Genomic DNA, 24,873 nt, shown 5'->3' with positions numbered 1-24,873 from the left:
TTCGCTACGGGCAACCTGCGGTGCTCGCTTCAGGCGGGGTCCGCGCAAACTCGCTTCGCTCAAACACGCGCGGCCCTTGATCCGCCTGAAGCTGCGCTCCTCGGCACGCGCAGAGGGGAGTGGACCGGGCCGTCGCTGCGCTCGGCCTCCAACGGCCTCGCTGCGCGAGGCCTAGAACGGATGCATGTGCATGTGCATGTGCACGGACCTACGCATACGTATGCGCATGGGCATGGGCATGGGCATGGGCACGGACATACGCATACGCATACGAATACGTATGAGCATGGGCATGTGGACGTGCATGGCATGTGTCTGCGTCTGCGCAGCGTGAGCCAAGACCTGCAGCGCCCGTCTTCGCGCGCCCCACACAAGGACGCGCCATGGCGCGTTGGAGTTCAACTCCCCTCTGGCCGTAGCCGAGGAGCGCAGCTTTTCGCGGATCAGGGCCGCGCGTGTTTGAGCGAAGCGAGTTTGCGCGGACCCCGCGAAAAGCGAGCACCGCAGGCTTCCCGGAGCGAAGCGCAGGGTCGCGGCCAGTGGGGTCGCCTTTTCTTTGGTTACTTTCTTTTGGCGAAGCAAAAGAAAGTGACTCGCCCGCCGGGGCGACATCCCGGCCCCGGCCTCAAACCGACAGCAACGCCCCAACAAAGCCCCGAGCCCAGCCCCCCTCTCCAAAACAAAAGAGGGACAAACCCATGAGCCTTCTCAAAGTCCAAGACCTCGGCAAGTCCTTCGGCGGCGTCAAAGCCGTCGACGGCATCAGCTTCGACCTCGCCCCCGGCGAGCTGCTCGCGCTCATCGGCCCCAATGGCGCAGGCAAGTCCACCACCTTCAACATGGTCAACGGCCAGCTCAAGGCCGACCGCGGCTCGATCCTGCTCGACGGGCAGGAACTCGTGGGAAAGAAGCCGCGCGAGATCTGGCGCATGGGCGTGGGCCGCACCTTCCAGATCGCCGAGACCTTCGCCTCGCTCACGGTGGTGGAGAACGTGCAGATGGCCCTGCTCTCGCACGACCACAAGCTCTTCGCGACCTGGCGCCGCGCGGCCGACCACAAGCGCGAGGAGGCGCTGGCCCTGCTCGACCAGGTCGGCATGAAGGCCCAGGCCGACCGGCCGTGCAGCGTGCTGGCCTATGGCGACGTCAAGCGTGTCGAGCTCGCGATCGCGATGGCCAACGCGCCCAAGCTGCTGTTGATGGACGAGCCCACCGCCGGCATGGCGCCCAAGGAGCGCAACTCGCTGATGGCGCTCACCAAGCAGCTGGTGATCGACCGCGGCATGGCCGTGCTCTTCACCGAGCACAGCATGGACGTGGTCTTCGCCTATGCCGACCGCATGATCGTGCTGGCGCGCGGCCGGCTCATCGCGCAGGGCAAGCCGCTCGAGATTCGCGACCATCCCAAGGTGCAGGAGGTCTACTTCGGCAGCGGCAAGACCTTCGAGAAGATCGCGGAGAAGGCGGCGGCGGTGGCCGCGGAGCTCGGGGAATCGACATGAGCCGCCACGAAACACTGCTCGAAGCCAAGTCCCTGTGCGCCTGGTACGGCGCCGCGCAGATCCTCTACGACGTCGATCTCGAAGTGCGCCGCGGCGAGGTGGTGGCCCTGATGGGCCGCAACGGCGCGGGCAAGTCCACCACGCTCAAGGCGCTGATCGGCATGCTGGCCAAGCGGCGCGGCGCGGTGCACTTCCTGGGCCACGACATCTCGCGGTGCGAGCCGCATCACGCCGCCAAGCTGGGCCTGGGCTTCGTGCCCGAGGACCGGCGCGTGTTCACCGACCTCACGGTGATGGAGAACCTCGAAGTCGGCAAGCAGGCCGCGCGCCGCTGGGTCGACGGCAGCGAGGCGCCGCTGTGGACGCCGGAGCGCCTGTTCAAGCTCTTCCCCAATCTCGGCGAGATGCCGCAACGCCCCGGTGGCCGCATGAGCGGCGGGGAGCAGCAGATGCTGACCGTGGCGCGCACGCTGATGGGCAATCCCTATCTCGTGCTGCTGGACGAGCCCTCCGAGGGCGTGGCGCCGGTGATCGTCGAGCAGATGGCCAACATGATCCTCGAGCTCAAGGCGCAGGGCGTGAGCATCCTGCTGTCGGAGCAGAACATGCACTTCGCCGAGCTGGTCTCCGATCGCGCCTACGTGCTCGAAAAGGGGCAAATCCGCTACCAGGCCTCCATGGCGGACCTGGCGACCAACGAGGAAGTACGGCGGGCCTACCTGTCCGTCTGAGAGGCCATATTTCATTCACCGAGGAGCGAACACCATGCACGACACGCACCGCAGAATCTTTCTCCAGTCCGCCGCCGCCCTGGGCCTGGCCGGGCTTTCGGCGCCGCTCTTCGCGGCCGCGAAGATCAAGCCCGGCGACAAGGCGGCGCTGATCGTGGTCGATGTGCAGAACTGCTTCGTCGACGGCGGCACGCTGCCGGTGAAGGGCGGCGCCGACGTGGTGCCGGTGATCAACAGGCTCTCCACCGCCTTCGAGAACATCGTGCTCACGCAGGACTGGCACACCCAGGGCCACGCCTCCTTCGCGAGCGCGCATCCGGGGCAGAAGCCCTTCAGCAGCATCAAGCTCGGCTACGGCAACCAGGTGCTGTGGCCCGACCACTGCGTGCAGGGCACGGAAGACGCCGCGCTGCACAAGGACCTGAAGCTGCCGAGCGCGCAGCTGATCATCCGCAAGGGCTACCACAAGGGGGTCGACAGCTACTCGGCCTTCGAGGAGGCCGACCGCAGGACGCCGACCGGGCTGGGCGGCTACCTCAAGCAGCGCGGCATCAAGACCATCTTCGTGACCGGCCTGGCCACCGACTTCTGCGTGGCCTGGACCGCACTCGACGCGCGCAAGGCCGGCTTCGAGGCCTACGTGATCGAGGACGCGACCCGCGCCATCGACCTGAATGGCTCGCTCGCCAAGGCCTGGAAGGAGATGCAGGCCAAGGGCGTCAAGCGCATCCAGTCCGCCGACATCGACATCAGCGCCTGAGAGCGACCGCGCGCCGAATGCCCGAGTTCGCCCTGAAGGTCAACGGACGCGAGATCGAGCTCTCCGTGCCCGCGCAGGCCTCGCTGCTGCACGTGCTGCGCAACGACCTGGCGCTCAATGGCCCCAAGTACGGCTGCGGGCTGGGCCAATGCGGTGCCTGCACCGTGTGGATCGACGGCGTGGCGGCGCGGTCGTGCGTGATCCCGGCGCATGGCGTGGCGGGACGCGCGATCACCACGCTCGAAGGGCTGGGCTCGCGAGGCCAGTGGCATCCGGTGCAGCAGGCCTTCGAGGACGCGCAGGCCGCGCAGTGCGGCTACTGCCTCAACGGCATGGTGATGCAGGCCGCCGCGCTGCTGGCGCGCGATCCGCACGCCGGCGACGCGCGCATCCGTGCCGAACTCTCGGGCAACCTGTGCCGTTGCGGCACGCATGTGGAGATCCTCGCCGCGGTGCAGGCGGCCGCAGAGCGGATCGCGAAGGGCAAGCCCTCGTGACCCGGCGCGCCGAAGCGCCGCGCAAGCGCAGCGACTTCCTGGAGGCCCGGGACGTGCTGGTGGTGGTGCGCGAGACGCCGCCCGCGCCGCCGGCCGCCAAGGGCCAGCCCGCGGCGGTCGCGGGCAATCCCGCCGAGGGCCCGGAAATCCTCCTTGCGCTGTGGAGCGATGGCAGCGTGACCGCGATGAACGGCCACGTCGACCTGGGCACCGGCATCCGCACCGCGCTGGCGCAGGTGGTGGCCGAGGAGCTCGACCTGCCGCTGTCGCAAGTGCACATGGTGCTGGGCGACACGGCACGCGCGCCCAACCAGGGCGCGACCATCGCCAGTGCCTCGCTGCAGATCCACGCCGTGCCGCTGCGGCTGGCGGCGGCGCAGGCGCGTGCCTGGCTGCTGGCGCAGGCTTCCGAGCGCTTCGGCGTGCAGCCCTCGCTGCTCGATGTGCGCGAGGGCCGCATCCATGCGGGCGAGGACGCCGCCTTCAGCGTGGGCTTCGGCGAGCTGGTGGCCGGCACGCGCACCGTGCTGCAGCTGGACGCCGCGGCCCGGCTCAAGGACCCGAAGGACTACCGATTGGTCGGCACCGCGGTCCCGCGCGTCGACATCCCGGCCAAGCTGGCGGGCGAGACGGTGTTCGTGCACGACATGCGCGTGCCCGGCATGCTGCACGGCCGCGTCGTGCGGCCGCCCTATGCGGGCGCGGACCACGGCGACTTCATCGGCAACACGCTGGAGTCGGTCGACGAATCCTCCATCGCCCACATCCCCGGCATCCGCGCCGTGGTGGTGATCCGCGACTTCATCGGCATCGTGGCCGAGCGCGAGGAGCATGCGGAGCAGGCACTGCGCGAGCTGCGGGTGCATTGGAAGGCTTGGCCCGGGCTGCCCGCGCTCGATGACCTCGAAGGCGCGATCCGCGCCAACCCCGCGACGCAGCGGCTGCTGGTCGACGAGGGCCGGGTGGACGAAGCCCTCGCCGAGGCCGCCCAGCCGATGCCCCGCACCTATGTCTGGCCGTACCAGATGCATGCCTCGATCGGCCCGTCGTGCGCGCTGGCGCATTGGCAGCCCGAGGGCGAGCCGGGCGTGCGGCTGCGCGTGTGGGCCGGCTCGCAGAACCCGCACGTGCTGCGGGCCGATCTGGCGAAGCTCATGGGGCTGGAGGACCTGGCCGTCGACGTGGTGCGCATGGAGGCTGCGGGCTGCTACGGCCGCAACGGCGCCGACGACGTGGCGGCCGACGCGGCCCTGCTCGCGCGCGCGGCGGGTGCGCCCGTGCGCGTGCAGCTCACGCGCGCGCAGGAGCATGCCTGGGAGCCCAAGGGCGCGGCGCAGCTGATGCAGGTCAACGGCGGGCTGGACGCCGAGGGCGGCGTGGCGGCCTATGACTTCGAGACGTCCTACCCGTCGAACGGCGCCCCCACGCTGGCGCTGCTGCTCACCCGCACGGTGGAGCCGGTCGCCCAGGCCTTCGAGATGGGCGACCGCACCGCGCGCCCGCCCTACGCCTACGAGAACCTGCGGGTCAAGGTCAACGACATGGCGCCGATCGTGCGCGCCTCCTGGTTGCGCGGCGTGTCGGCGCTGCCCAACGCCTTCGCACACGAGTCCTACGTGGACGAGCTCGCCACGGCGGCCGGCATCGACCCGGTGGCCTTCCGCCTGCGCCACCTGCGCGATCCGCGCGCGGCCGCGCTGGTGCGCGAGACGGCGCAGAAGGCCGGCTGGCGCATGCGCACCGGGCCGCAGGAGAACGCCGACGGGGGGCTGGGAGCCGGCGGCGATGTGCTCTTCGGCCAGGGCTTTGCGTATGCCCGCTACATCCACAGCAAATGGCCCGGCTTCGGCGCGGCCTGGTCGGCCTGGGTGGCTGACGTGGAGGTGCACAGGACCACCGGCGAGGTGCATGTGCGCCGCGTGGTGGTGGGGCACGACGCGGGCCTGATGGTGAACCCGGCCGGGGTCGATCACCAGGTCCACGGCAACGTGATCCAGACCACCAGCCGGGCCTTGAAGGAGCGCGTGCAGTTCGCGCCGCCGGCCGATGCGCCCGCCCATGCGCCAGCCGGCGAGGCGCTGGCGGGCGTGCTGCCTGCGGGCGTGGTGGCGAGCCGCGAATGGGGCAGCTACCCGATCCTCAGCTTCCGCGAGGTGCCGGTGATCGAGGTCGTGCACATCCAGCGTACGGGCGAGCCGCCGCTGGGGGCGGGGGAGTCGTCCTCGGTGCCGGGGACGGCGGCGATCGCGAACGCGATCTTCGATGCGACGGGGGTGAGGTTCAGGGCGCCGCCGTTCACGCCGGAGGTGGTGCGGGCCGCGCTGAATCCGGCTTCACGCCTTTCCCCTCCGGGGGACGACGGGAGCGCGGGCCCGCGGGCGGTCGATGCCGGCGCCGGCGCGCCGCCACCCCTGCCTCAGGTGCCGCAGCCCGCGGCCGTGCCCTTCGGCCCCGCAGAGGGAAGGCGCAAGACCGTCTGGGCCAGCGCCGCGGCCCTCGCCATCGGCGCCGTCGGCGTCCTCGCGGGGCTCCTGGGCTGGCGCTCCACCATCGCCCCCGTCACGCTCAGCGCACCGATCTACAGCCCGGCCACCATCGAGCGCGGCCGCGTGCTGGCGGCGCTGGGCGACTGCGCCGTCTGCCACACCGCGCCCGGCGGCGCCCCCAATGCCGGCGGCCGCGCGATGGACACGCCCTTCGGCACCCTCTACACCACCAACCTCACGCCCGACCCCGTCACCGGCCTGGGCCGCTGGTCCTTCAGCGCCTTCCAGCGCGCCATGCGCGAGGGCGTCTCGCGCGACGGCCACCATCTCTACCCAGCTTTCCCCTACACCGCCTTCGCCAGGACCAGCGACGACGACCTGCAGGCGCTCTACGCCTACTTGATGTCGCTGCCGGCGGTGCAGGCGCCCACGCCGAAGTCCGCGCTGAAGTTCCCCTTCGGCATCCGCCCGCTGATGGCCGGCTGGAACGCGCTCTTCCACGATCCGACGCCCATGCAGCCGGTTGCGCAGCAGAGCGCCGAATGGAACCGCGGCGCCTACCTGGTCAACGGCCTGGGTCATTGCGGCGCCTGCCATACGCCGCGCAATGCGCTGGGCGCGGAGCGGGGCGGCAGCGCCTACCTGTCGGGCGCGATGGTCGAGGGCTGGGAGGCGCCCGCGCTCACCGGCCTGGCGTCGAAGTCGGCCGTGCCGTGGAATGCCGAATCGCTCTACCGCTACCTCCGCCACGGCCACAGCGCGCAGCACGGCACCGCCGGCGGGCCGATGGCCGAGGTGGTGCGCGAACTGGCCCAGGTGCCCGATGCGGACATTCGCGCGATGGCCAGCTACCTCGCGTCCTTCAACGCGCAGACCACCGAGGCCGAGGCCGGCTTGCAGGCGCAGCGCGCGGTCGCCGCCGCCGCGGCGCGCCAGGGCCAGCTGCTCGGCCCGGCGCAGCGCCTGTTCGACGGCGCCTGCGCCGCCTGCCATCACGACGGCAACGGCCCCACGCTGCTCGGCGCCAACGTGCCGCTCGCGCTCAACAGTAATCTGACGAGCGCGCGCCCCGACAACCTTCTGCGCACCATCCTCGACGGCGTGCGCGAGCCGGCGTCGCGCGACATCGGCTTCATGCCCGCGTTCCGCGAGGCGCTCAGCGATGCGCAGATCGCCGACCTGGCCGGCTACATGCGTGCGCGCTTCGCGCCGCAGGAGCCGGCATGGAAAGACCTGCCGGCGGAGGTGGCGCGGGTGCGAGGCCGCGAATGACTGCGGGCTGACCGGAACGCGGAGCACACAAAGGTTTCGCGAAGAACGCGAAAAAGCCATACAGAATGGCCTTCCCGGATTCCATTCGCGTCTTTCGCGATGCCTTCGCATCCCCTGCGTCCGACCCCCGATTTCTTGGAGACCCCATGCCCCTGACCCTCTCGCCCGCCACCAGCCTCCCCCGCGACGCCGAGCGCGCCACCCTGATCGGCCGCCTCTGGCAACCCGATGTCGGGCCGACGCCGGTGGTGGTGCACGAGGGCGGCCTGCATGAGCTGACGCGCATCGCGCCGACGACCAGCCAGCTGCTCGAGCTCGACGACCCCGTGGGCATGGTGCGCCAGGCCTTGCGCGACAACGACGCGCCGCGCATCGCCGCGCTCGACGCGGCATTGGCCAACAGCGAGGAAGCCAGGCGCGATCCCGAGCTGCCCTGGCTGCTCGCTCCCTGCGACCTGCAGGCCGTGAAGGCCAGCGGCGTGACCTTCGTCGCCAGCCTGCTGGAGCGCGTGATCGAGGAGCAGGCGCGTGGCGATGCCTCCAGGGCCGAAGCCATCCGCGCCGAGCTCGGCCGCGTGCTGGGCGACAACCTCGCCGGCATCGTGCCCGGCTCGCCGCAGGCGGCCCAGGTCAAGGAAGTGCTGATCGCGCAGGGCGCCTGGTCGCAGTACCTCGAGGTCGGCATCGGCCCCGATGCCGAGATCTTCACCAAGGCGCCGGTGCTGTCGTCCGTGGGCACCGGCGCCGACGTGGGGATTCATTCAGGCTCGGTCTGGAACAACCCCGAGCCCGAGGTGGTGCTGGCGGTGGACAGCCGCGGCCGCACCTTGGGCGCGGCACTCGGCAACGACGTCAACCTGCGCGACTTCGAAGGCCGCAGCGCGCTGTTGCTGGGCAAGGCCAAGGACAACAACGCCTCCTGCGCGATCGGCCCCTTCATCCGTCTGTTCGACACGCATTTCGGCATCGACGAGGTGCGCCGCATCACGGTGGCGCTGCGCGTCGCCGGGCCGGAGGGCTTCATGCTCGAGGGCTCGAGCTCGCTGGCGCAGATCAGCCGCGATCCGCTCGACCTGGTGTCGCAGGCGATCGGGCCGCACCATGCCTACCCGGACGGGCTGATGCTCTTCCTCGGCACCATGTTCGCGCCCACGCAGGACCGCCATGGTCCGGGCCAGGGCTTCACCCACGTGGTGGGCGACCGCGTGACCATCTCGGCGCCCGAGCTCGGCGCGCTCACCAACCGCGTGGTGCATGCCGACCAGGCGGCGCGCTGGAGCTTCGGCATCGGCGCGCTGATGCGCAACCTGGCGGGGCGCGGATTGCTCTGACCTCGCGGCGCCGTGGCGCCAGGCCCTCGAAACTAAGACCATTTCCTCAAGGGTTTCTTCCCGAACGGCCGGAGGGCAGGTTTGGTAACAATTGCACACACCTGAGCCGCCGCGGATTTTCACGCCCGGCCCCGTTGGAGGAGCCCATGAAAACCGTGCGAATTCTTTGCTGCGCCGCTGCGCTCGTGCTGAGCGCCGCGAATGCGGCGGCCCAGATCCTGATCGGCCAGTCCGCCGACATGTCGGGGCCGGTCGCGGCCAGCGTGAAAGAGACCATCGTGGGCTCGCAGCTGGTCATCGACCATGTCAATGCCCAGGGCGGGATCAACGGCGAGAAGATCGAAGTGATCCGCCTGGACGACGGGCTGGACCCGAAGCGTTCGGCGGAGAACTCGCGCATCCTGATCGAGGACAAGAAGGTCATCGCGCTGCTGCTGAACCGCGGCACGCCGAATGCGCTGGCGGTCATTCCGCTGCTGGACAAGAGCGGCACCCCGATGATCGGTCCTTCCACGGGCGCGATGGCGCTGCACAAGCCGGTGCAGAAGTTCGTCTTCAACGTGCGCTCCACCTACCAGCGCGAGGCCGAGAAGGCGATCCAGCATCTCAATACGGTGGGCATGCAGCGCATTGCCGTGGTCCAGGCCGAGGACTCCTTCGGCAAGGACGCCATGGAGGGCGCGATGAAGGGCTTCGACAAGGCCGGCTTGAAGCCCGTCGCGGTGGCGCTGGCCGATCGCAACAAGCCGGACTTCGCGGCCATCGTGCCCAAGCTCACCGCCGCCAACGCGCAGGCCGTGCTGTGGATCGGCTCCGGCACGTCCGTCAGCGAAGGCATCAAGGCGCTGCGCGCAAGCGGCTCGGCGGCGCAGGTGATCACGCTGTCGAACAACGCGGCCTCGGGTTTCATCAAGGATCTCGGCACGGCCAGCGGCGGTGTGATCGTCACCCAGGTGCTGCCCTCGGAGCGCGCGATGGCGCACCCGTTGATCAAGGAAGCTTCCGACCTGGCCAAGGCCAAGGGCGATATCGAGCTCTCGCCGGCGCTGCTCGAAGGCTTCGTCGCCACCAAGGTGCTGGTGGAGGCACTGCGCCGCACCGGCCCCAAGCCCACACGCGCCAAGCTGCTGGCGACGCTCAACGATTTCCGCTACGACGCGGGCGGCGGGCTGGAGGTGGGCTACTCGCCGCAGGACCACACGGGCATCGACTACGTCGACCTGTCGATCATCAGCGGGGGCCGCTTCAAGCGTTGAGCCTCGCGGGCGCTGCACGCCGGGACTCGGAAGCACCGGCAAGAAGATCGGCCGGCAGGCGCCCGATCATTCGGCCATCTGCAGCGCACGCCGGTACTGCACCGCCTCCGCGACATGTGCCGCCTGCACCGCGGCGGCCCCGGCCAGGTCGGCGATCGTGCGGGCCAGCTTGAGCGCGCGATGCGTGCCGCGGGCCGACCAGCCCAGCCGCGATGCCGCCGAATGCAGGAACTGGAGGGCGCCGGCATCGAGCTGCGCGTAGCGGTCGATCTCCGCGCCTTGCAACGCCTGGTTGGCCTTGCCCTGACGCCGGACGGCACGCTCGCGCGCCTCGACCACGCGCGAACGCACGTCGGCACTGGTTTCACCGGCGGGTGTGTCGAGCAGCTGGGTGGCCGGCACCGCGGGCACCTCGATGTGCAGGTCGATGCGGTCCAGCAGCGGTCCACTGAGCTTGCCCTGGTAGCGGGCCACCTGGTCGGGCGTGCAGCGGCAGGGCTTGAGCGAGGAACCCAGATAGCCGCAAGGGCAGGGATTCATGGCCGCAACCAGTTGGAAGCGGGCCGGGAACTCGGCACGCCGCGCGGCGCGCGCGATGGTGATGGTGCCGGTCTCCAGCGGCTCGCGCAGCGCCTCGAGCGCGCTGCGCTGGAATTCCGGGAACTCGTCCAGGAACAGCACGCCATTGTGCGCCAGCGAGATCTCCCCCGGCCGAGGCGGTGAGCCTCCGCCCACCAGCGCCACCGCGCTGGCGCTGTGGTGCGGGCTGCAGGTCGGCCGCACGCGCCAGCGCTCGACGGCGAAGCGGCCCTGCAGGCTGGCGACCGCCGCGCTCTCCAGCGCCTCGTCGACGCTCATTTCGGGCAGCAGGCCGGCGAAGCGCTGGGCCAGCATCGATTTGCCGGAACCCGGCGGGCCGACCATCAGCAGGCTGTGCTGGCCCGCTGCGGCGATCTCGAGGGCGCGCCTCGCGGCCGCATGGCCCTTGACCTCCGCCAGGTCGGCCGTGGCCGCCGCCGGGCCGGCGGGAGAAGGCAGCGCACGGTGCCAGCCGTCGTCCGGCGCTTCGCCCGATACCGGACCGCCCGGCAGGAACTGCCGCACCACGTCGAGCAGGTGGGCCGCGCCGTAGATTTCCGCGCCGGGCACCAGGGCAGCCTCCGGCGCGCTGTCGGCCGGCAGCACCAGCCGCGTCGCCACGCCCCGGCCATGCAACGCCAGCGCCATCGCGAGTGCACCACGAACGGGCCGCAAGTGCCCTGAAAGCGAGAGCTCCCCGGCGAACTCATGACCGGCCAGCCGGGCCGCCTCGATCTGCCCGGCCGCCGCCAGGATGCCCAGGGCGATCGGCAGGTCGAAACGGCCCGAGTCCTTCGGCAGGTCGGCCGGCGCCAGGTTGACCGTGATCCTCTTGTTGCTCGGGAATTCCAGGCCGGCGTTCTGGATGGCGGCGCGCACGCGCTCCCGGGCCTCCTTCACTTCCACGTCGGCGAGGCCGACCAGGGTGAAGCTGGGCAAGCCGTTGGCCAGATGCACCTCGACCGTGACGCTGGCCGCTTCCAGGCCCAGCAGAGCGCGGCTTTGCACCAAAGACAGACTCATTTTTGCTCCCTTTCACCAAGATGGTGCGCTTATGTTTTGTTCGTGCGCCTTCGTGCACCTGTCGCAGGCTCCGCAGCGCGCGGACCGCGGCATTTGGCACGCTCCCTGCTTTGAGACGGCATCCAACCATTCAAAACTGACCGAGGAGTCTCCCCGATGATGCACCGTAAAACCGCGTCCGCCTTGGCCGTCGCCGCGCTGGCAGCCCTTCCCATGCTGGCGAGCGCGCAACTGACAGGCAACGTTTCCTTGACCAGCAACTACAAGTTCCGCGGTCAGGACCAGGACGTGCTGGGCAGCAACGGCCTCGCCAAGACCAAGGCCTTCAAGCCCGCCATCCAGGGCGGCTTCGACTATGCCTTCGGCGAGAGCGGCTTCTACGTCGGCAACTGGAACTCGAGCGTCAACTGGCTCAGCGGCAACAGCATCGAGAGCGACGTCTACGGCGGCTACAAGTTCAAGGCCGGCGTGTTCGACCTCGACTTCGGCGTGCTCAGCTACATCTACCCGGGCAACACCCGCGGCAACACCACCGAGCTGTACGGGGCGGGCACCTGGGCCGACGAGGCGATCGGCTCGTTCACGCTGAAGTACTCGCACACGGTATCGAAGGACTACTTCAATTACGCCGGCAACAAGGACGGCTCGGGCCTGAAGGGGCGCAACACCGGCTATCTGAACCTGAGCTACTCGAAGGAAATCGCGCCCAAGGTGACCTTCAAGGCGGCCGTGGGCTACACGCACATGAGCAGCGACATCCGCAGCCTGGGCTACCGCAACTACGTCGACTACAACGTGGGCGCCTCCTACGACTTCGGCAGCGGGCTGTCGCTGGCCGGCTCGGTGCAAGGCGCCAACCACAAGAACTCGTACCTGCTGGTGTCCAATCCCGGCGTCGACTTCGGCTTCGGTCCGGTCGGCGCGCAGACCTGGTCGCCCAACAAGGCGCGCTTCATCGTCACCCTGACGAAGACGCTCTGATCACTACAACGCAACCGTCCCGATCCATCCTGAGGAGAAACATCGTGAAATCTGTGGGGGAAACATCATGAAGCTGGTCACAGCCATCATCAAGCCGTTCAAGCTCGACGAGGTGCGCGAAGCACTCTCGGCAATCGGCGTGCAAGGCATCACCGTGACGGAAGTCAAGGGCTTCGGCCGCCAGAAGGGCCATACGGAGCTCTACCGCGGCGCGGAGTACGTGGTCGACTTTCTGCCCAAGGTCAAGATCGAAGCCGCCGTGGCCGACGAGCTGGTCGAGCGCGTGATCGAGGCGGTCGAGAGCGCCGCCCGCACCGGCAAGATCGGCGACGGCAAGATCTTCGTCTACGACCTCGAGCAGGTCGTGCGCATCCGTACCGGAGAAACAGGCCGCGAAGCCCTTTGATTCGAGGCACGAAAGAACCGATCCCATGAAAAAACTGTTTGTCTCTCTCGCCCTCGGCCTGAGCGTGTTCGTCGCCGGCACCGCCGGCTTTGCCCAGACCCCGCCGGCGCCGGCCGAAGCGCCTGCCGCTTCCGCCCCGGCCGCCGCCGCGCCCGCGGCACCGGCCACAGCGGCACCCGCCGCTGCCGCTGCCGCACCGGCCGATGCCGCCGCCGCGGCGCCGGCCGCGGCGCCCGCGCCCTCCTTCAACAAGGGCGACACCGCCTGGATGCTGCTGTCGACGCTGCTGGTCATCATGATGACCGTCCCCGGCCTGGCGCTCTTCTACGGCGGCCTGGTGCGCAGCAAGAACATGCTGTCGGTGCTGATGCAGATCATGGTCACCTTCTCGATGATCGTGGTGCTGTGGCTGATCTACGGCTACAGCCTGGCCTTCACCGAGGGCAACTCCTTCATCGGCGGCTTCGACCGGCTCTTCATGAAGGGCATCTTCGATGCCGCTACCGGCACCTTCGCGCCGGGCGCGACCTTCAGCAAGGGCGTCTACATCCCCGAGCTGCTGTTCGCCGCCTTCCAGGCCACCTTTGCCGGCATCACCTGCTGCCTGATCGTGGGCGCCTTCGCCGAGCGCATCAAGTTCTCGGCGGTGCTGCTCTTCATGGCGCTGTGGTTCACCTTCAGCTATGCGCCGATCGCGCACATGGTCTGGTTCTGGATGGGCCCGGACGCCTACGCCAACAAGGACGTGGTCGATGCCATGAACGCCAAGGCTGGTTTGATCTGGCAATGGGGCGCGCTCGACTTCGCGGGTGGCACCGTGGTGCACATCAACGCGGCCGTCGCCGGCCTGGTCGGCGCCATCCTGATCGGCAAGCGCATCGGCTACGGCAGGGAAGCCTTCACGCCGCATTCGCTGACGCTCACCATGGTCGGCGCCTCGCTCCTGTGGGTGGGCTGGTTCGGCTTCAACGCCGGCTCCGCGCTCGAAGCCGGCACCAGCGCCGTGCTGGCCTTCATGAACACCTTCTCGGCCACGGCCGCGGCGGTGCTGGCCTGGTCCATCGGCGAAGCGCTGATGAAGGGCAAGGCCTCGATGCTGGGCGCCGCCTCCGGCGCCGTCGCAGGCCTGGTGGCCATCACGCCGGCGGCCGGCAACGTCGGCCTGATGGGCGCGATCATCATCGGTTTCGTCGCCGGCTTCGCGTGCCTGTGGGGCGTCAACGGCCTCAAGCGCATGCTCGGCGCGGACGACTCGCTGGACGTGTTCGGCGTGCACGGCGTGGGCGGCATCGTCGGCGCACTGCTGACCGGCGTGTTCAACACCCAGGCGCTCGGCGGCCCCGGCCTGGTGGGCGACTGGGTCACGGCGAGCGTCACCTCCAACGGCATCGGCGCGCAGGTCTGGATCCAGCTCAAGGCCGTGTTGCTGACCATCGTCTGGTCTGCTGTCGTCTCCTTCATCGCCTACAAGATCGTCGACCTCACCATCGGCCTGCGCGTGAGCGAAGAGGAAGAGCGCGAGGGCCTGGACATCTCGGCCCACGGCGAAACCGCCTACAACCGCTGAGGCGAACGCGGGCCGCCGCGTCGCGCGGCCCGCGGCATCGTCCGCAAGAACCGTTCAATAGCAAGAGAGTCTCCTCTGGATGTTCGGCCCGCAAGCGCCCCGGCGCGAGCGGGCTCTTTTTTTGGCCTAAGCTGCCGGCATGTGGACCGCCCTTGACGACAGCCTCTGCCAACTCGGCGAATCGCCCTTCTGGCACCCCCATGAGCGCTCGCTCTACTGGCTCGACATCCCCGGCCGCGCGGTGCTGCGCACGCGCGGCGAAATCGGAGACCAGCCGACGGTCGAGCGATGGAGCCTGCCCACCGAACCCGGCTGCATGGCGCCGGCCGCGAGCGGCGGCTTGGTGATCGCGCTGCGCGACGGCATCTACCGCGCGCGCAAGTGGGGCGGCGCGCTGACGGCGCTCGCGCACGTCGACCACGACGCGCAGCGCATGCGCTTCAACGACGGCAAGTGCGACGCGCAGGGCCGTTTCTGGGCCGGCACGCTCAACGAAGCCAAGGACCGTCCCAGCGGCGCGCTCTATTGCCTCGATGCACGCGGCGGGCGCGCGCCGCAGCTGACGCGGATGGCAGAGGGCGTCACCACCGCCAACGGGCTGGCCTTCGCGCCCGATGCCTCCGCGCTCTACTGGGCCGACACCGCTGCGCACTGCGTGAGCGTGTGGGACTGGGACGCCCAGGCGAACCGGCTCGCGAGCCCCCGCGTGTTCCGCCAGTTCGAGGCCAAGGCCGCGGCCGGCTCGCACGCTTCAGGCCGGCGCTACCAGGGGCGACCCGATGGCGCGACCGTCGACGCCGAGGGCTGCTACTGGGTCGCCATGTTCGAGGGCGGGCAGTTGCTGCGCTTTTCGCCGCTGGGCGAACAGCTTGCGGCGCTGCCGGTGCCGGTGCAATGCCCCACCATGCCCTGCTTCGGCGGCGACGACCTGCGCACGCTGTTCGTCACCAGCGCGCGCCGCGGGCGGCCCGCGGATGAACTCGAGCAGCGGCCGGCCTCGGGCCAGGTGATCGCGATGCGTGCGGAAGTGTCAGGACTGCCCGTCCATTTCTTCCAGGAATGATCTCTCCGCCGTTCGCTACCATCGCCCGCATGGACCCAGCCCTTCGCCAGATCGCCGAGCGCATCCGTGGCGCCGCCGCCGAGCGCACCCTTCTTCGTATTCGTGGCGGCGGGACCAAGGACTTCTACGGCGAGCCGCCGCGCGGCGAGCCCCTTTCCACCGCGAGCTGGCGAGGCATCGTCAGTTACGAGCCGAGCGAGTTGGTGGTCACGGTTCGCTCCGGCACGCCGTTGGCCGAACTGGAAGCCGTGCTGGCCGAGCAGGGCCAGTGCCTGCCCTTCGAACCACCGCGCTTCGATGATGACGGGATGCGCGCGGAGCGCTCGAGCGAGCGCGCCACGTCCGGTGGCATCGCCGCCAGGAGCGCATCGACGGTGGGAGGCATGGTCGCCGCCGGCCTCAGCGGCCCCGCGCGTGCCAGCGTCGGTGCGGTGCGCGACTACGTGCTGGGCGCCCAGCTGCTCAACGGCCGTGGCGAACTGCTCAGCTTCGGCGGCCAGGTCATGAAGAACGTCGCCGGCTACGACGTCTCGCGCGTGCTGGCCGGCTCGCTGGGCGTGCTGGGGCTGATCACGGAAGTCAGCCTCAAGGTGCTGCCGCTGCCGCCGGCCGAGGCCACGCTGGTCTTCGAGTGTCACCAGGCCGACGCGCTGCGCCTGCTGAATGGCTGGGGTGGCCAGCCGCTGCCGCTCAACGCGAGCCGCTGGACGCACGAGCAGGGCCGGGGCCGGCTCTGGCTGCGCCTGCGCGGCGCGAGCGCGGCGGTAGCGGCCGCTTGCGCGCGGCTCGGCGGCGAGCGACAGGACGAAGCGCAGGCCCGCAGCGACTGGGAGGCCGCGCGCGATCTCCGGCTGCCGTGGTTTGAAGCGCGCCAGGGCAGGGAGCTGTGGCGCCTGTCGGTGCCGCAGACCGCGCCGGTGCTGGCGCTGGAAGAGCCGCCGTTGATCGAGTGGCACGGCGCGCAGCGCTGGTATGTGGTGGCAAGCGGGCAGGGCGAGCGGCTGCGAGCGGCGGCGCGCTCCACGGGCGGCCATGCGACGCTGTTCATGGCCGCGGACGATGCGGGCCCTGCAACGCGCCGCTTCGATGCGCCGAGTGCACCGCTGCGGCGTATCCAAGAGGCGTTGATGCGCGAGTTCGATCCCCATGCCGTGTTCGACCGTGCGCGGCTTTTCCCACAGGCCTGAAATGCAAACCGAACTCGCCGCCGAATTCCAGGGCACCGCCGACGGTCAGGAGGCCGAGGCCATTCTGCGCAAATGCGTGCACTGCGGCTTCTGCACCGCCACCTGCCCGACCTATCAGCTGCTGGGCGACGAGCTCGATGGTCCGCGCGGGCGCATCTACCTGATCAAGCAGGTGCTCGAAGGCAAGGCGCCGACGCGCAGCACGCAGCTGCACCTGGACCGCTGCCTGACGTGCCGCAACTGCGAGAGCACCTGTCCCTCGGGCGTGCAGTACGGCCACCTGGTCGACATCGGCCGCAAGATCGTCGATGAGAAGGTCCCGCGCCCGATGCTGGAAGGTGCGCTGCGCTGGACACTGAAGGAGGCGCTGCCCTCGCCGCTCTTCGGTCCCGCGATGAAGCTCGGGCAATCGGTGCGAGGCCTGCTGCCGGCCAAGCTCAAGGCGAAGGTGCCCGCGACGCAGCCGGCCGGCGCGTGGCCCGCGCGCAGCCATGGGCGCAAGATGCTCATGCTCGCTGGCTGCGTGCAGCCCTCGATGGCACCCAACATCAACAGTGCGACCGCGCGCGTGCTCGACGCCGCAGGCATCGAGGCAGTGATCGCGCCGGCCGCGGGCTGCTGCGGCGCGGTGAAGTTCCATCTCAACGACCACGAGGGCGGCAAGGCGCAGATGCGCGCCAACATCGATGCATGGTGGCCCTTCGTGGAAGAGGGCGTGGTCGAGGCGATCGTGATGAACGCCTCAGGCTGCGGCGTGAGCGTGCGCGAGTATGGCCACGTGCTGCGCAACGAGCCCGCCTATGCGCAGAAGGCCGCGCGCGTCGGCGCATTGACGCGGGACCTGAGCGAGCTGCTGCCTGAGCTGGTGCCGCTGCTCGAGGACCGCGTGAGCGCGCCGCCCGGCGTCTTCGCCTATCACCCGCCGTGCACGCTCCAGCATGGCCAGAAGCTGCGCGGCGGCGTCGAGACGAATCTGCGCGCGCTCGGCTTCGACGTGCAGCTGGCGAAAAACGAGTCGCACCTCTGCTGCGGCTCCGCGGGCACGTACTCCGTGCTGCAGCCCGAGCTTGCCTATGCATTGCGCGACCGCAAGCTGGGCCACCTCGATCAGCTGCGGCCCGCGGCCATCCTCTCGGCCAACATCGGCTGCATCACGCACCTGCAGAGCGGCAGCGGGCTGCCGGTGCGGCATTGGGTGGAAGTGCTGGACGAGGCGCTGGGAGCCTGACAGCTCTTATACCGGACTGTCCTTGCCCTGCCGCCATCTGGCAGCACTCCATCATGCGAAGTCAGCGCAGCGGTGTGATTTTGCGGATCGCGTTACCGGAGGCATCCAGCGCAACAGAGAGCGGATTCTTGAATGACGCAGCAGTGCCGATGCCGTCGGCCGAGCCACTTCCACCGACCCTTCCGCGCCGGGCGACGCGGCACCGCCCCAGCTATGCCATCGGTGAGGTTCGGCCGACGGCGCCGGCGCGGCGGCGCAGTTCAGGCCGTGGTGGCCAGGAGCGCGCGTGCCGTGCAACCACCGTCGCCTCCGCCGCCGCAAGCAGCGAGCAGCGAGCGGCAGGCACAGGGCCATTGCGGCAAGAGGGCGCAGTGGTGCGGTGACGCGGCTCATGATGGCATGGATCGCCATGTCGCAGCCACCTCAGCGCAAAGGAGTGATCTTGCGGATCGAGTGGTTGGTGGCTACATAAAGGTTTCCGCTTGCGTCCAACTCAATGTCCCACGGCAAGGAGAACTGCGCCGCTGCCCCAATGCCGTCGGTCGACCCTGCCGTTCCACCGGCGAGCGTCGTGACAAGTCCAGCCGGTGTGATCTTGCGAATCGCGTAGTTGTCGAGGTCCGAGACATAGACATTGCCGGTGCTGTCGACGGCTATGCCAGACGGACCCTTGAACTGTGCGTTGGCACTGTTGCCGTCCCCAAACCCCCGCGTTCCTGAACCGGCGAAGGTGGTGACCACGCCGGCTGGGCTAATCTTGCGGATCGTGCTGTTGCCGTTGTCCGTGACGTAGACATAGCCGCTGGCATCGATGGCGACGCCCCACGGGGAAGAGAACTGCGCGCTGGCGCCGGTGCCATCGGCGGAACCCGCTGTTCCGGAGCCGGCGAGCGTCGTGACAACCCCCTCCGGCGTGATCTTGCGGATCTTGTGGTTGTCGATGTCCGCCACATAGACGTTGCCGCTTGCGTCGACTGCAATGCCACCTGGATTGTTGAATTGCGCGGCGGTTCCGGTGCCTTCGGCCGCACCTGCCGTTCCGGAACCGGCGAGGGTCGTGACAACGCCGGTCGGTGTGATCTTGCGAATCTCATTGTTGTAGGAGTCTGCGACATAGAGATGGCCCTGACGGTCAATGGCCAAGCCATCCGGCGCGTTGAACTGAGCCAATGTGCCGGTGCCGTCGGCCGAACCTGCTGTTCCGGAGCCGGCGAAGGTCGTCACCACACCATCCGGCGTGATCTTGCGGATCAGGTGATTGAAGGTATCCCCCACATAGACATTGCCGCTGGCATCGACTTTGAGGGCTTGCGGGTCGTTGAATGATGCCGCTGCGCCCGTTCCGTCGGCGGAGCCTTGGACATTCGAGCCCGCAAGCGTCGACACCTGGGCCTGCGCGTCAACGCAGCTCACCTGCACGCCGCTCACATCGGCAGTGGCCGTGCCGCTGCCATTGCTGACGCTGCAGTTCTGCCACCATGGCGAAGTGCTGACTGTCACCGCGTAGGCCGTGTTGAAGGCCATAGGCGCAGCAAAGCCGAAGGCGCCATTGGCTGCCAGCGTGAGTGCATCGCCGCCGTTGTCCAGCAGAACCAGCTTGCTGTTGTCGGCCAGGCCTGTGAGGGTGCCACCGATGGCATAGCTGGGCGGTGCCGCGTCGCCCGGCGCGGAAGGGTCGGTGGGTGCGACGGGCACTGCGGAGTCCGCCGGCGGCGACGGGGGAACGTCCGAAGCCGGGGTGTCCGTTGAACCTGCGGGCGTCGTGGCCGGAGCCGGAGCACTCGCGGCAGCGGCAAGGAGTCCGCAGGCCGAGCAGCCGCCATCACCTCCGCCGCCGCATGCAGTGATGAGCAGACAGAAGGCCAGGGCGGTGAGAGGGCGAAGGGTTGCTGTGAGAAGTTGCATCATGGGATGAATCGAGAGAGATTGGCGGCGCCAGTGCCGTGATGAACCCGGCCCTCCGTTTGCATGAGCGCCAAACCATGCGACGGGCAACTTCCAATCAACGATTGCCTTGTGACAGGGGCAGCGGTCAGCGGCACGTCCCAGCCCCTCAGCGCAACGGTGTGATCTTGCGGATCACGTTGCCCTGGAGCACATAGACATTGCCGCTGGCATCCACCGCGACGTCGAACGGATCGTCGAACTGGGCGACGGCACCCAGTCCGTCGTCCGAGCCTCTGGTCCCGGAGCCGGCGAGCGTGGTGACAACCCCGTTCGGGGCGATCCTGCGGATCGTGTCGGTGCCGGAGTCTGCGACATAGACATAGCCGCTGGCGTCGAGCGCAATGCCCCACGGGTAAGAGAACTGGGCGGCGGCGCCGGTGCCATCCGCATACCCCGGCGTCGAGCCGGCCAGGGTGGTGACAACGCCATCCGGCGTGATCTTGCGGATCAGGTGGTTGGAAGCATCGGCGACATAGGCGTTTCCGCTGGCATCCACCTTTACACCGTTGGGCTTGTTGAAAGATGCGGCTGCGCCTTGTCCGTCTGCCGAGCCTCGCGTCGTGGAGCCGGCCAGCGTGGTGACGACGCCATCCGGCGTGATCTTGCGGATCATGTTGTTGCCATAGTCGGCCACGTAGACGTTGCCATTGGCATCGACATCGAGGCCCGCTGGCCCGTTGAACTGTGCGGCGATGCCGGTCCCGTCGGCCGAGCCGTTCGTCGAGCCGGCCAGGATGGAGACGTCCCCGCTGGGCGTGATCTTGCGGATCGCGTTGTTGTCATAGTCCGCGATGTAGACATTCCCGTTCGCATCCACTGCCACGCCATCGGAATAGCCCGGCGCCGCGGAAGCGGCCAAGGTGGTCACGTCGCCGGCCGGCGTGACTTTGCGGACGACTTCGTTGTCGGTATCCATCACGTAGAGATTCCCGCTGCCGTCGATCGCGAGCGCCTCCGGGCCACTGAATGATGCGGATGCGCCGTTGCCATCGGCCGAACCGGGGGTCGCAGAGCCGGCCCACGTCGAGACCTGCGCTTGCGCGGTGGCGCAGGACACGTCCACGTTGGTCACCTGGCCCACGGCGGTGCCGTTGCCATTGGCCACGGTGCAGGCCTGCCAGAGAGGCTGGGTGGCGATCGTCACCGCATAGGCCATATTGAAAGCCACGGGCGAGGCGAAGCTGAACGCGCCATTGGCCGCCAGTGTCAGCGCGTCGCCCCCGTTGTCCAGGAGAACCAGCTTGGTGTTGGCGGCCAGGCCCGTGAGCGCGCCGGAGATGACAAAGCGCTCGGGCGCTGAGGCCGGCGGCGCCGCAGGTTCGGTCGAGCCCGGGGTTTGTGTCGAAGGGGGGATGTCGGCCGCCGGTGGGGGAGCTGAGCCTGTCGAGGGATCCGGCAGGGCCGATGCGCTCAGAACGACAGTCCCGGACCCGCCATCGCCGCCGCCGCCACAGGCCCCCAGGGCAAGGGAGAGGAGGGCTGTGGCAAGGCCGCGGAGCGGCGCAGTGCGAGAGCTGATCATGGAGTCGGTCTGTCTGATTCGGAGGGCTGGCGTCGACCTGCTTCGTGCAGCGCCAGGGCGCAGAAGCGAAAGTGTGGCGAGCCTGCGCGGCTTGCTCCGCGTCTTGCGACTATTCGTCAGATTTGATCGCGCCATCCCGGGGGGTGCGTGCCCCGCGGAGACGGCCTGATCGCACAAGCGAAGAAGTGCTGGTCCGACTCGGGTCGTGCGGCGGCGCAGCACGATGCGAAGGTCGTCACTTCGGAAGCACGATCATGGGCAACCCCTCTCTCCATCGATGGATCTTCGGCGCCGCGGTCGCGTGTGCCTGCGTCGCCGCCCCACTGGCTTCGCGCGCGCAGACCGTGGACCCGGGCACCGGCGCGCTGCCGGCCATGAAGGTGCAGGGCAACGCGCGCTTCGCCTGCGGCGGTATCGGCTCGGACGAGTCCAACGCGATGCGTGCCGCGATGAAGGACCATCCCTTGTCCCTGCTGTTCGCCCGCGCAGGCGGCGAGTACCTGGCCAACGTGGACGTCTCCATCAAGTCCGCAAGCGGCGACACCGCGCTCGCGATGCGCGCTGCCGGGCCGGTCTGCCTGATCGACCTGCCCGCCGGCCGCTACACCGTCGAGGCCAGCTCGGAAGGCGTGACCAAGACGCACACCGTCACGGTGGGGCGCGGTTCGCAGACCGCCGACTTCCGTTTCTGAGCCGGGCTTCTCAGGCTGCCAGCGCCGCCTCGATGTCGCGCGCCATCGAGGCCGGCGTGTCCACCGGCGCATAGCGCTTGAGCACGCGCCCGTCCTTGCCGACCAGGAACTTGGTGAAGTTCCACTTGATGGCCGTGCTGCCCAGCAGGCCGGGCGCTTCCTTGGTGAGCCACTTGTAGAGCGGCGTCGCGCCGGAGCCGTTGACCTCGATCTTCTCCATCATCGGAAAGCTCACGCCGTAGTTCTGCACGCAGAAGGCGCCGATCTCCTCGTTCGTGCCCGGGTCCTGGTTGGCGAACTGGTTGGACGGGAAGCCGAGCACGGCAAGGCCCTGGCCGGCGTACTTCTTGTGGAGCGCCTCCAGGCCTTCGAACTGTGGCGTGAAGCCGCACTTGCTGGCGGTGTTGACGATCAGCAGCACCTTGCCCTTGTACCGCGAGAGTGGCACCTCGGTGCCGTCGATCTGCCGGGCTTCGAAGTCGTAGACGCTGGTCATGATGGCGTGTCCTCCAGAATGCGGGAACGTCGATCATCCTCGCCGCCGTTCGTTCGCGCAAACGAGGACCACAAGGCCGCCAGCACGATCAAGGCGCCGCCGGCCCAGATGCGGCCATCCAGCGTGGCCGCGCCCCAGGCGACCGAGGAGACGCTGGCGAACAGCACCTCCGACAGCATGATCACCGAGGTGGCGCTGGCTGCCAGCCGTGCCGCGCCGTATTGCAGGCAGACGTTGGCGAACACGAAGCCCGCGCCCAACAGCGCCGCCCAGCCCGCCCACCCTGCCGCGGCCGACGGCTGCAGCGGCGGCGCGGCGATGGCGCCCAGCGTGGTGCCGGCCGCCGCGGTCAGGCCCGCCACCAGCGCGCAGCCGCCGAACATGGCGAGCGCGCGCGATTCGCCGGGCGCCGCGCGCAGCCGGCGCAGCAGGATGTTGGTCAGCGCGAAGCTGAAGCCGGCTGCCACGCCGAGCCAATCGGGCAGGCTCGCGGGCACCGGCCAGTCGGTCTCCGGCCTCTTGAGCACGACCGCCACGCCGGCGAGCGCGAGCGCCATGCGCGCGAGCGCCGAGCGGCTGGGCCGCTCGCCGAGGAAGACCCACGCCAGCAGCACGCTCCACAACGGCATCAGGTAGAACAGCAGCACCACCCGCACGACGTCGCCCTGCGTCACGGCCCAGTTGAAGCCCACGTTCGTGAAGCCGGCGGCCAGCCCCAGCAGCGCAAGCCCCGGCCATCGCACGAAGGCCAGCCAGGCATGGCGGCGCAGCCATCCCATCGCCAACGCAATCACTGCATAGACAAGCGCCGTGGTCCAGACCGGATGAAGGCCGTGCGCCTCGATCTGCCGGAAGGGGAACCAGGACACGCCCCAGACGAAGGCGTTGAAGACGAGCGCAAGGGCTGGCAAGGCGTTGACGCGGCGGCGGCCTCAGTGATGCTTGTCGCTGCGGGCGATCGCGAGCAGGTGCTCCACTTCTTCCGGATAGCGCTTCAGGTTGTTGCGATGCCAGCGCTTGATGAGCCACATGAAGCCAGCCACCACCAGCCCGAAGGCGGTGATGGCCGAGTAGGCCGAGAGGCCCAGGCCGGTGCAGGCACTGTAGAAGGCGCCCAGGCTCAGGATGCAGGCCTGCTCGTTGAAGTTCTGCACCGCGATCGAGCGGCCGGCGCCCATCAGGTTATGGCCGCGATGCTGCAGCAGCGCATTCATCGGCACCACCAGGAAGCCGCCCAGGCCGCCGAGCAGGATGAGGAAGGGCACCGCGATCCAGATGTTGCCGATGAAGTTCATCGCGATCAGCAGGACGCCCATGCTGATGCCCATCGGGATCACGCGCGTGGCCATGTCCAGTCGCATGCGCACCGACGCCACCACCGCGCCGACCGCGGTGCCGATCGCCACCACGCCGGTCAACGAGGACGCCTGCGCCGTGCTGTAGCCCAGCGCCAGCGAGGCCCAGGCCAGCACGATGTACTTGAGGTTGCCGCCCGCGCCCCAGAACAGCGTGGTGGTCGCCAGCGAGATCTGGCCCAGCTTGTCGCGCCACAGCCGTGAGTTGCAGTGCCAGAAGTCCGGCAGTAGCGCCAGCAGGTTGCGCAGCATGCCGTGGCGCGGATTGGCGCGCAGCGGCCGCATCTCGACGCCGGTGTCGGGGATGCGCGTGTTGAACCAGGCCGCGACGACATAGACCAGGATCAGCGACGCGATCGCCGCCTCGGGCGGAGTTTCGATGCCGGTGTCGATGATCGGGAAGTCCAGCGCCAGCAGCCGCATCGACAGCGCGTGCCCCACCAGCTGCCCGCCGAGCACGATGCCCAGGATGATGGATGCGATGGTCAGGCCCTCGATCCAGCCGTTGGCCTTGACCAGCTGCGAGGCTGGCAGCAGCTCGGTCAGGATCCCGTACTTGGCGGGCGAGTAGGCTGCCGCGCCCAGGCCGACCACCGCATAGGCCAGCAGCGGATGACCGCCGAACAGCATCATCAAGCAGCCGACCACCTTGATCGCATTGCTGATGAACATCACGCGGCCCTTGGGCAACGCATCGGCGAAAGCGCCGACCAGCGGTGCCAGCGCGACGTAGAAGATGGTGAAGATCGGCACCAGTGCCGCGCGCTGCCACTCGGGTGCGCCGCTGCTTCGCATCAATTCCACCGCCGCCACGAAAAGCGCATTGTCGGCCAGCGACGAGAAGAACTGGGCCGACATGATCGTGTAGAAACCGCGCTTCATCGATGGGCTGGCTGGCCAGGAGGGGGCTGCTGGCAATAGTGAAAAAAGGCCGCGGTACTGGCGGAATGCGCGGTTATAGCATGGGGGTGCAATGTCAAAATGACGCACCG

20 protein-coding genes are annotated in these 24,873 nt (G+C 69.0%); 14 read left to right on the top strand and 6 right to left on the bottom strand.

From position 1 onward, the window contains the following. Window positions 1-698: 698 nt before the first annotated feature. The 7 genes from J2739_RS00500 (at window position 699) to J2739_RS00470 (ending at window position 9,835) form a co-directional block, all read left to right on the top strand. Window positions 699-1,502 (top strand): ABC transporter ATP-binding protein, encoded by an 804-nt coding sequence (locus J2739_RS00500; protein WP_309897738.1) that lies wholly within the window; start codon window positions 699-701, stop codon window positions 1,500-1,502. Continuing rightward, complete coding sequence (locus J2739_RS00495; RefSeq protein ID WP_309897737.1) at window positions 1,499-2,233, top strand: ABC transporter ATP-binding protein; 735 nt, start codon at window positions 1,499-1,501, stop codon at window positions 2,231-2,233. The genes J2739_RS00500 and J2739_RS00495 overlap by 4 nt, the downstream gene beginning before the upstream one ends. 34 nt (window positions 2,234-2,267) lie before the next feature. Then, window positions 2,268-2,993, top strand: a complete 726-nt coding sequence (pncA, locus tag J2739_RS00490; protein ID WP_309897736.1) for a bifunctional nicotinamidase/pyrazinamidase — start codon at window positions 2,268-2,270, stop codon at window positions 2,991-2,993. Between the two features lie 17 nt (window positions 2,994-3,010). Beyond that, a complete protein-coding gene (locus J2739_RS00485; RefSeq protein ID WP_309897735.1) occupies window positions 3,011-3,490 on the top strand; it encodes a (2Fe-2S)-binding protein in 480 nt (159 codons plus the stop codon). Further along, window positions 3,487-7,248, top strand: a complete 3,762-nt coding sequence (locus tag J2739_RS00480) for a molybdopterin cofactor-binding domain-containing protein (protein WP_309897734.1) — start codon at window positions 3,487-3,489, stop codon at window positions 7,246-7,248. The genes J2739_RS00485 and J2739_RS00480 overlap by 4 nt, the downstream gene beginning before the upstream one ends. Before the next feature lie 146 nt (window positions 7,249-7,394). Beyond that, window positions 7,395-8,579 carry a fumarylacetoacetate hydrolase family protein gene (locus J2739_RS00475; protein ID WP_309897733.1) on the top strand — a complete coding sequence of 395 codons (1,185 nt, stop codon included), beginning with the start codon at window positions 7,395-7,397 and terminating at the stop codon, window positions 8,577-8,579. A 146-nt stretch (window positions 8,580-8,725) separates the two neighbouring features. After that, window positions 8,726-9,835 carry an ABC transporter substrate-binding protein gene (locus J2739_RS00470; RefSeq protein ID WP_309897732.1) on the top strand — a complete coding sequence of 370 codons (1,110 nt, stop codon included), beginning with the start codon at window positions 8,726-8,728 and terminating at the stop codon, window positions 9,833-9,835. Between the two features lie 66 nt (window positions 9,836-9,901). Here the strand turns inward: J2739_RS00470 and J2739_RS00465 are convergent, their stop codons facing one another. After that, complete coding sequence (locus tag J2739_RS00465) at window positions 9,902-11,437, bottom strand: YifB family Mg chelatase-like AAA ATPase (protein ID WP_309897731.1); 1,536 nt, start codon at window positions 11,435-11,437, stop codon at window positions 9,902-9,904. Between the two features lie 159 nt (window positions 11,438-11,596). Here J2739_RS00465 and J2739_RS00460 point away from each other — a divergent pair, with 159 nt between their 5' ends. The 6 genes from J2739_RS00460 to glcF all read left to right on the top strand — a co-directional run bounded on the left by J2739_RS00460 (window position 11,597) and on the right by glcF (window position 17,869). Further along, a complete protein-coding gene (locus J2739_RS00460) occupies window positions 11,597-12,418 on the top strand; it encodes a TorF family putative porin (RefSeq protein ID WP_309898682.1) in 822 nt (273 codons plus the stop codon). A gap of 67 nt (window positions 12,419-12,485) precedes the next feature. Further along, window positions 12,486-12,824 (top strand): P-II family nitrogen regulator, encoded by a 339-nt coding sequence (gene glnK, locus J2739_RS00455; RefSeq protein ID WP_068686416.1) that lies wholly within the window; start codon window positions 12,486-12,488, stop codon window positions 12,822-12,824. A 25-nt stretch (window positions 12,825-12,849) separates the two neighbouring features. Then, the gene (locus J2739_RS00450; RefSeq protein ID WP_309897730.1) at window positions 12,850-14,391 is read left to right on the top strand and encodes an ammonium transporter; all 1,542 of its coding nucleotides are present in this window, start codon (window positions 12,850-12,852) and stop codon (window positions 14,389-14,391) included. Window positions 14,392-14,530: 139 nt separating this feature from the next. Then, complete coding sequence (locus tag J2739_RS00445; RefSeq protein WP_309897729.1) at window positions 14,531-15,454, top strand: SMP-30/gluconolactonase/LRE family protein; 924 nt, start codon at window positions 14,531-14,533, stop codon at window positions 15,452-15,454. A gap of 29 nt (window positions 15,455-15,483) precedes the next feature. Further along, on the top strand, window positions 15,484-16,641 hold the full coding sequence (gene glcE, locus J2739_RS00440) for a glycolate oxidase subunit GlcE (RefSeq protein ID WP_309897728.1): 1,158 nt from the start codon (window positions 15,484-15,486) through the stop codon (window positions 16,639-16,641). A gap of 1 nt (window position 16,642) precedes the next feature. Continuing rightward, window positions 16,643-17,869 (top strand): glycolate oxidase subunit GlcF, encoded by a 1,227-nt coding sequence (glcF, locus tag J2739_RS00435; RefSeq protein ID WP_309897727.1) that lies wholly within the window; start codon window positions 16,643-16,645, stop codon window positions 17,867-17,869. A 423-nt stretch (window positions 17,870-18,292) separates the two neighbouring features. Here glcF and J2739_RS00430 read toward each other — a convergent pair whose 3' ends face one another. Both J2739_RS00430 and J2739_RS00425 read right to left on the bottom strand, forming a co-directional pair. Further along, window positions 18,293-19,564 carry an NHL repeat-containing protein gene (locus J2739_RS00430; protein ID WP_309897726.1) on the bottom strand — a complete coding sequence of 424 codons (1,272 nt, stop codon included), beginning with the start codon at window positions 19,562-19,564 and terminating at the stop codon, window positions 18,293-18,295. A 358-nt stretch (window positions 19,565-19,922) separates the two neighbouring features. Next, a complete protein-coding gene (locus J2739_RS00425) occupies window positions 19,923-21,338 on the bottom strand; it encodes an NHL repeat-containing protein (protein WP_309897725.1) in 1,416 nt (471 codons plus the stop codon). Between the two features lie 254 nt (window positions 21,339-21,592). On the opposite strand from J2739_RS00425, the gene J2739_RS00420 reads away from it, so the two are divergent. Continuing rightward, complete coding sequence (locus J2739_RS00420; protein WP_309897724.1) at window positions 21,593-22,030, top strand: carboxypeptidase regulatory-like domain-containing protein; 438 nt, start codon at window positions 21,593-21,595, stop codon at window positions 22,028-22,030. A gap of 10 nt (window positions 22,031-22,040) precedes the next feature. Here J2739_RS00420 and J2739_RS00415 read toward each other — a convergent pair whose 3' ends face one another. Genes J2739_RS00415 through lplT form a run of 3 tightly spaced genes read right to left on the bottom strand, consistent with a single transcriptional unit; the run spans window position 22,041 to window position 24,763 of the window. Continuing rightward, entirely contained in the window at window positions 22,041-22,526 is a 486-nt protein-coding gene (locus tag J2739_RS00415; protein WP_309897723.1) for a glutathione peroxidase, read from the bottom strand. After that, a complete protein-coding gene (locus J2739_RS00410) occupies window positions 22,523-23,437 on the bottom strand; it encodes a DMT family transporter (protein WP_309897722.1) in 915 nt (304 codons plus the stop codon). Before J2739_RS00410 ends, J2739_RS00415 begins: the two co-directional genes overlap by 4 nt. A gap of 21 nt (window positions 23,438-23,458) precedes the next feature. Then, window positions 23,459-24,763, bottom strand: coding sequence for a lysophospholipid transporter LplT (gene lplT, locus J2739_RS00405; protein ID WP_309897721.1), 1,305 nt, complete (start codon window positions 24,761-24,763; stop codon window positions 23,459-23,461). Between the last annotated feature and the right edge of the window lie 110 nt (window positions 24,764-24,873).

Origin of the sequence: Variovorax soli, from assembly GCF_031454625.1 — a bacterium.
GTDB lineage: Bacteria > Pseudomonadota > Gammaproteobacteria > Burkholderiales > Burkholderiaceae_C > Variovorax > Variovorax soli_A.
Note: the sequence above shows the minus strand (reverse complement) of the source record. Positions and strands in the feature narration are given on the sequence as shown.

Bases quoted from the DNA above. Each gene is read 5' to 3' on its own strand.
- J2739_RS00500 (WP_309897738.1), top strand. From the start codon at position 699: ATGAGCCTTCTCAAAGTCCAAGACCTCGGCAAGTCCTTCGGCGGCGTC.
- glcF (WP_309897727.1), top strand. From the start codon at position 16,643: ATGCAAACCGAACTCGCCGCCGAATTCCAGGGCACCGCCGACGGTCAG.
- J2739_RS00425 (WP_309897725.1), bottom strand. From the start codon at position 21,338: ATGATCAGCTCTCGCACTGCGCCGCTCCGCGGCCTTGCCACAGCCCTC.
- J2739_RS00420 (WP_309897724.1), top strand. From the start codon at position 21,593: ATGGGCAACCCCTCTCTCCATCGATGGATCTTCGGCGCCGCGGTCGCG.
- glcE (WP_309897728.1), top strand. From the start codon at position 15,484: ATGGACCCAGCCCTTCGCCAGATCGCCGAGCGCATCCGTGGCGCCGCC.
- J2739_RS00460 (WP_309898682.1), top strand. From the start codon at position 11,597: ATGCACCGTAAAACCGCGTCCGCCTTGGCCGTCGCCGCGCTGGCAGCC.
- glnK (WP_068686416.1), top strand. From the start codon at position 12,486: ATGAAGCTGGTCACAGCCATCATCAAGCCGTTCAAGCTCGACGAGGTG.
- J2739_RS00495 (WP_309897737.1), top strand. From the start codon at position 1,499: ATGAGCCGCCACGAAACACTGCTCGAAGCCAAGTCCCTGTGCGCCTGG.
- J2739_RS00445 (WP_309897729.1), top strand. From the start codon at position 14,531: ATGTGGACCGCCCTTGACGACAGCCTCTGCCAACTCGGCGAATCGCCC.
- J2739_RS00485 (WP_309897735.1), top strand. From the start codon at position 3,011: ATGCCCGAGTTCGCCCTGAAGGTCAACGGACGCGAGATCGAGCTCTCC.
- pncA (WP_309897736.1), top strand. From the start codon at position 2,268: ATGCACGACACGCACCGCAGAATCTTTCTCCAGTCCGCCGCCGCCCTG.
- lplT (WP_309897721.1), bottom strand. From the start codon at position 24,763: ATGAAGCGCGGTTTCTACACGATCATGTCGGCCCAGTTCTTCTCGTCG.
- J2739_RS00470 (WP_309897732.1), top strand. From the start codon at position 8,726: ATGAAAACCGTGCGAATTCTTTGCTGCGCCGCTGCGCTCGTGCTGAGC.
- J2739_RS00415 (WP_309897723.1), bottom strand. From the start codon at position 22,526: ATGACCAGCGTCTACGACTTCGAAGCCCGGCAGATCGACGGCACCGAG.
- J2739_RS00465 (WP_309897731.1), bottom strand. From the start codon at position 11,437: ATGAGTCTGTCTTTGGTGCAAAGCCGCGCTCTGCTGGGCCTGGAAGCG.
- J2739_RS00475 (WP_309897733.1), top strand. From the start codon at position 7,395: ATGCCCCTGACCCTCTCGCCCGCCACCAGCCTCCCCCGCGACGCCGAG.
- J2739_RS00450 (WP_309897730.1), top strand. From the start codon at position 12,850: ATGAAAAAACTGTTTGTCTCTCTCGCCCTCGGCCTGAGCGTGTTCGTC.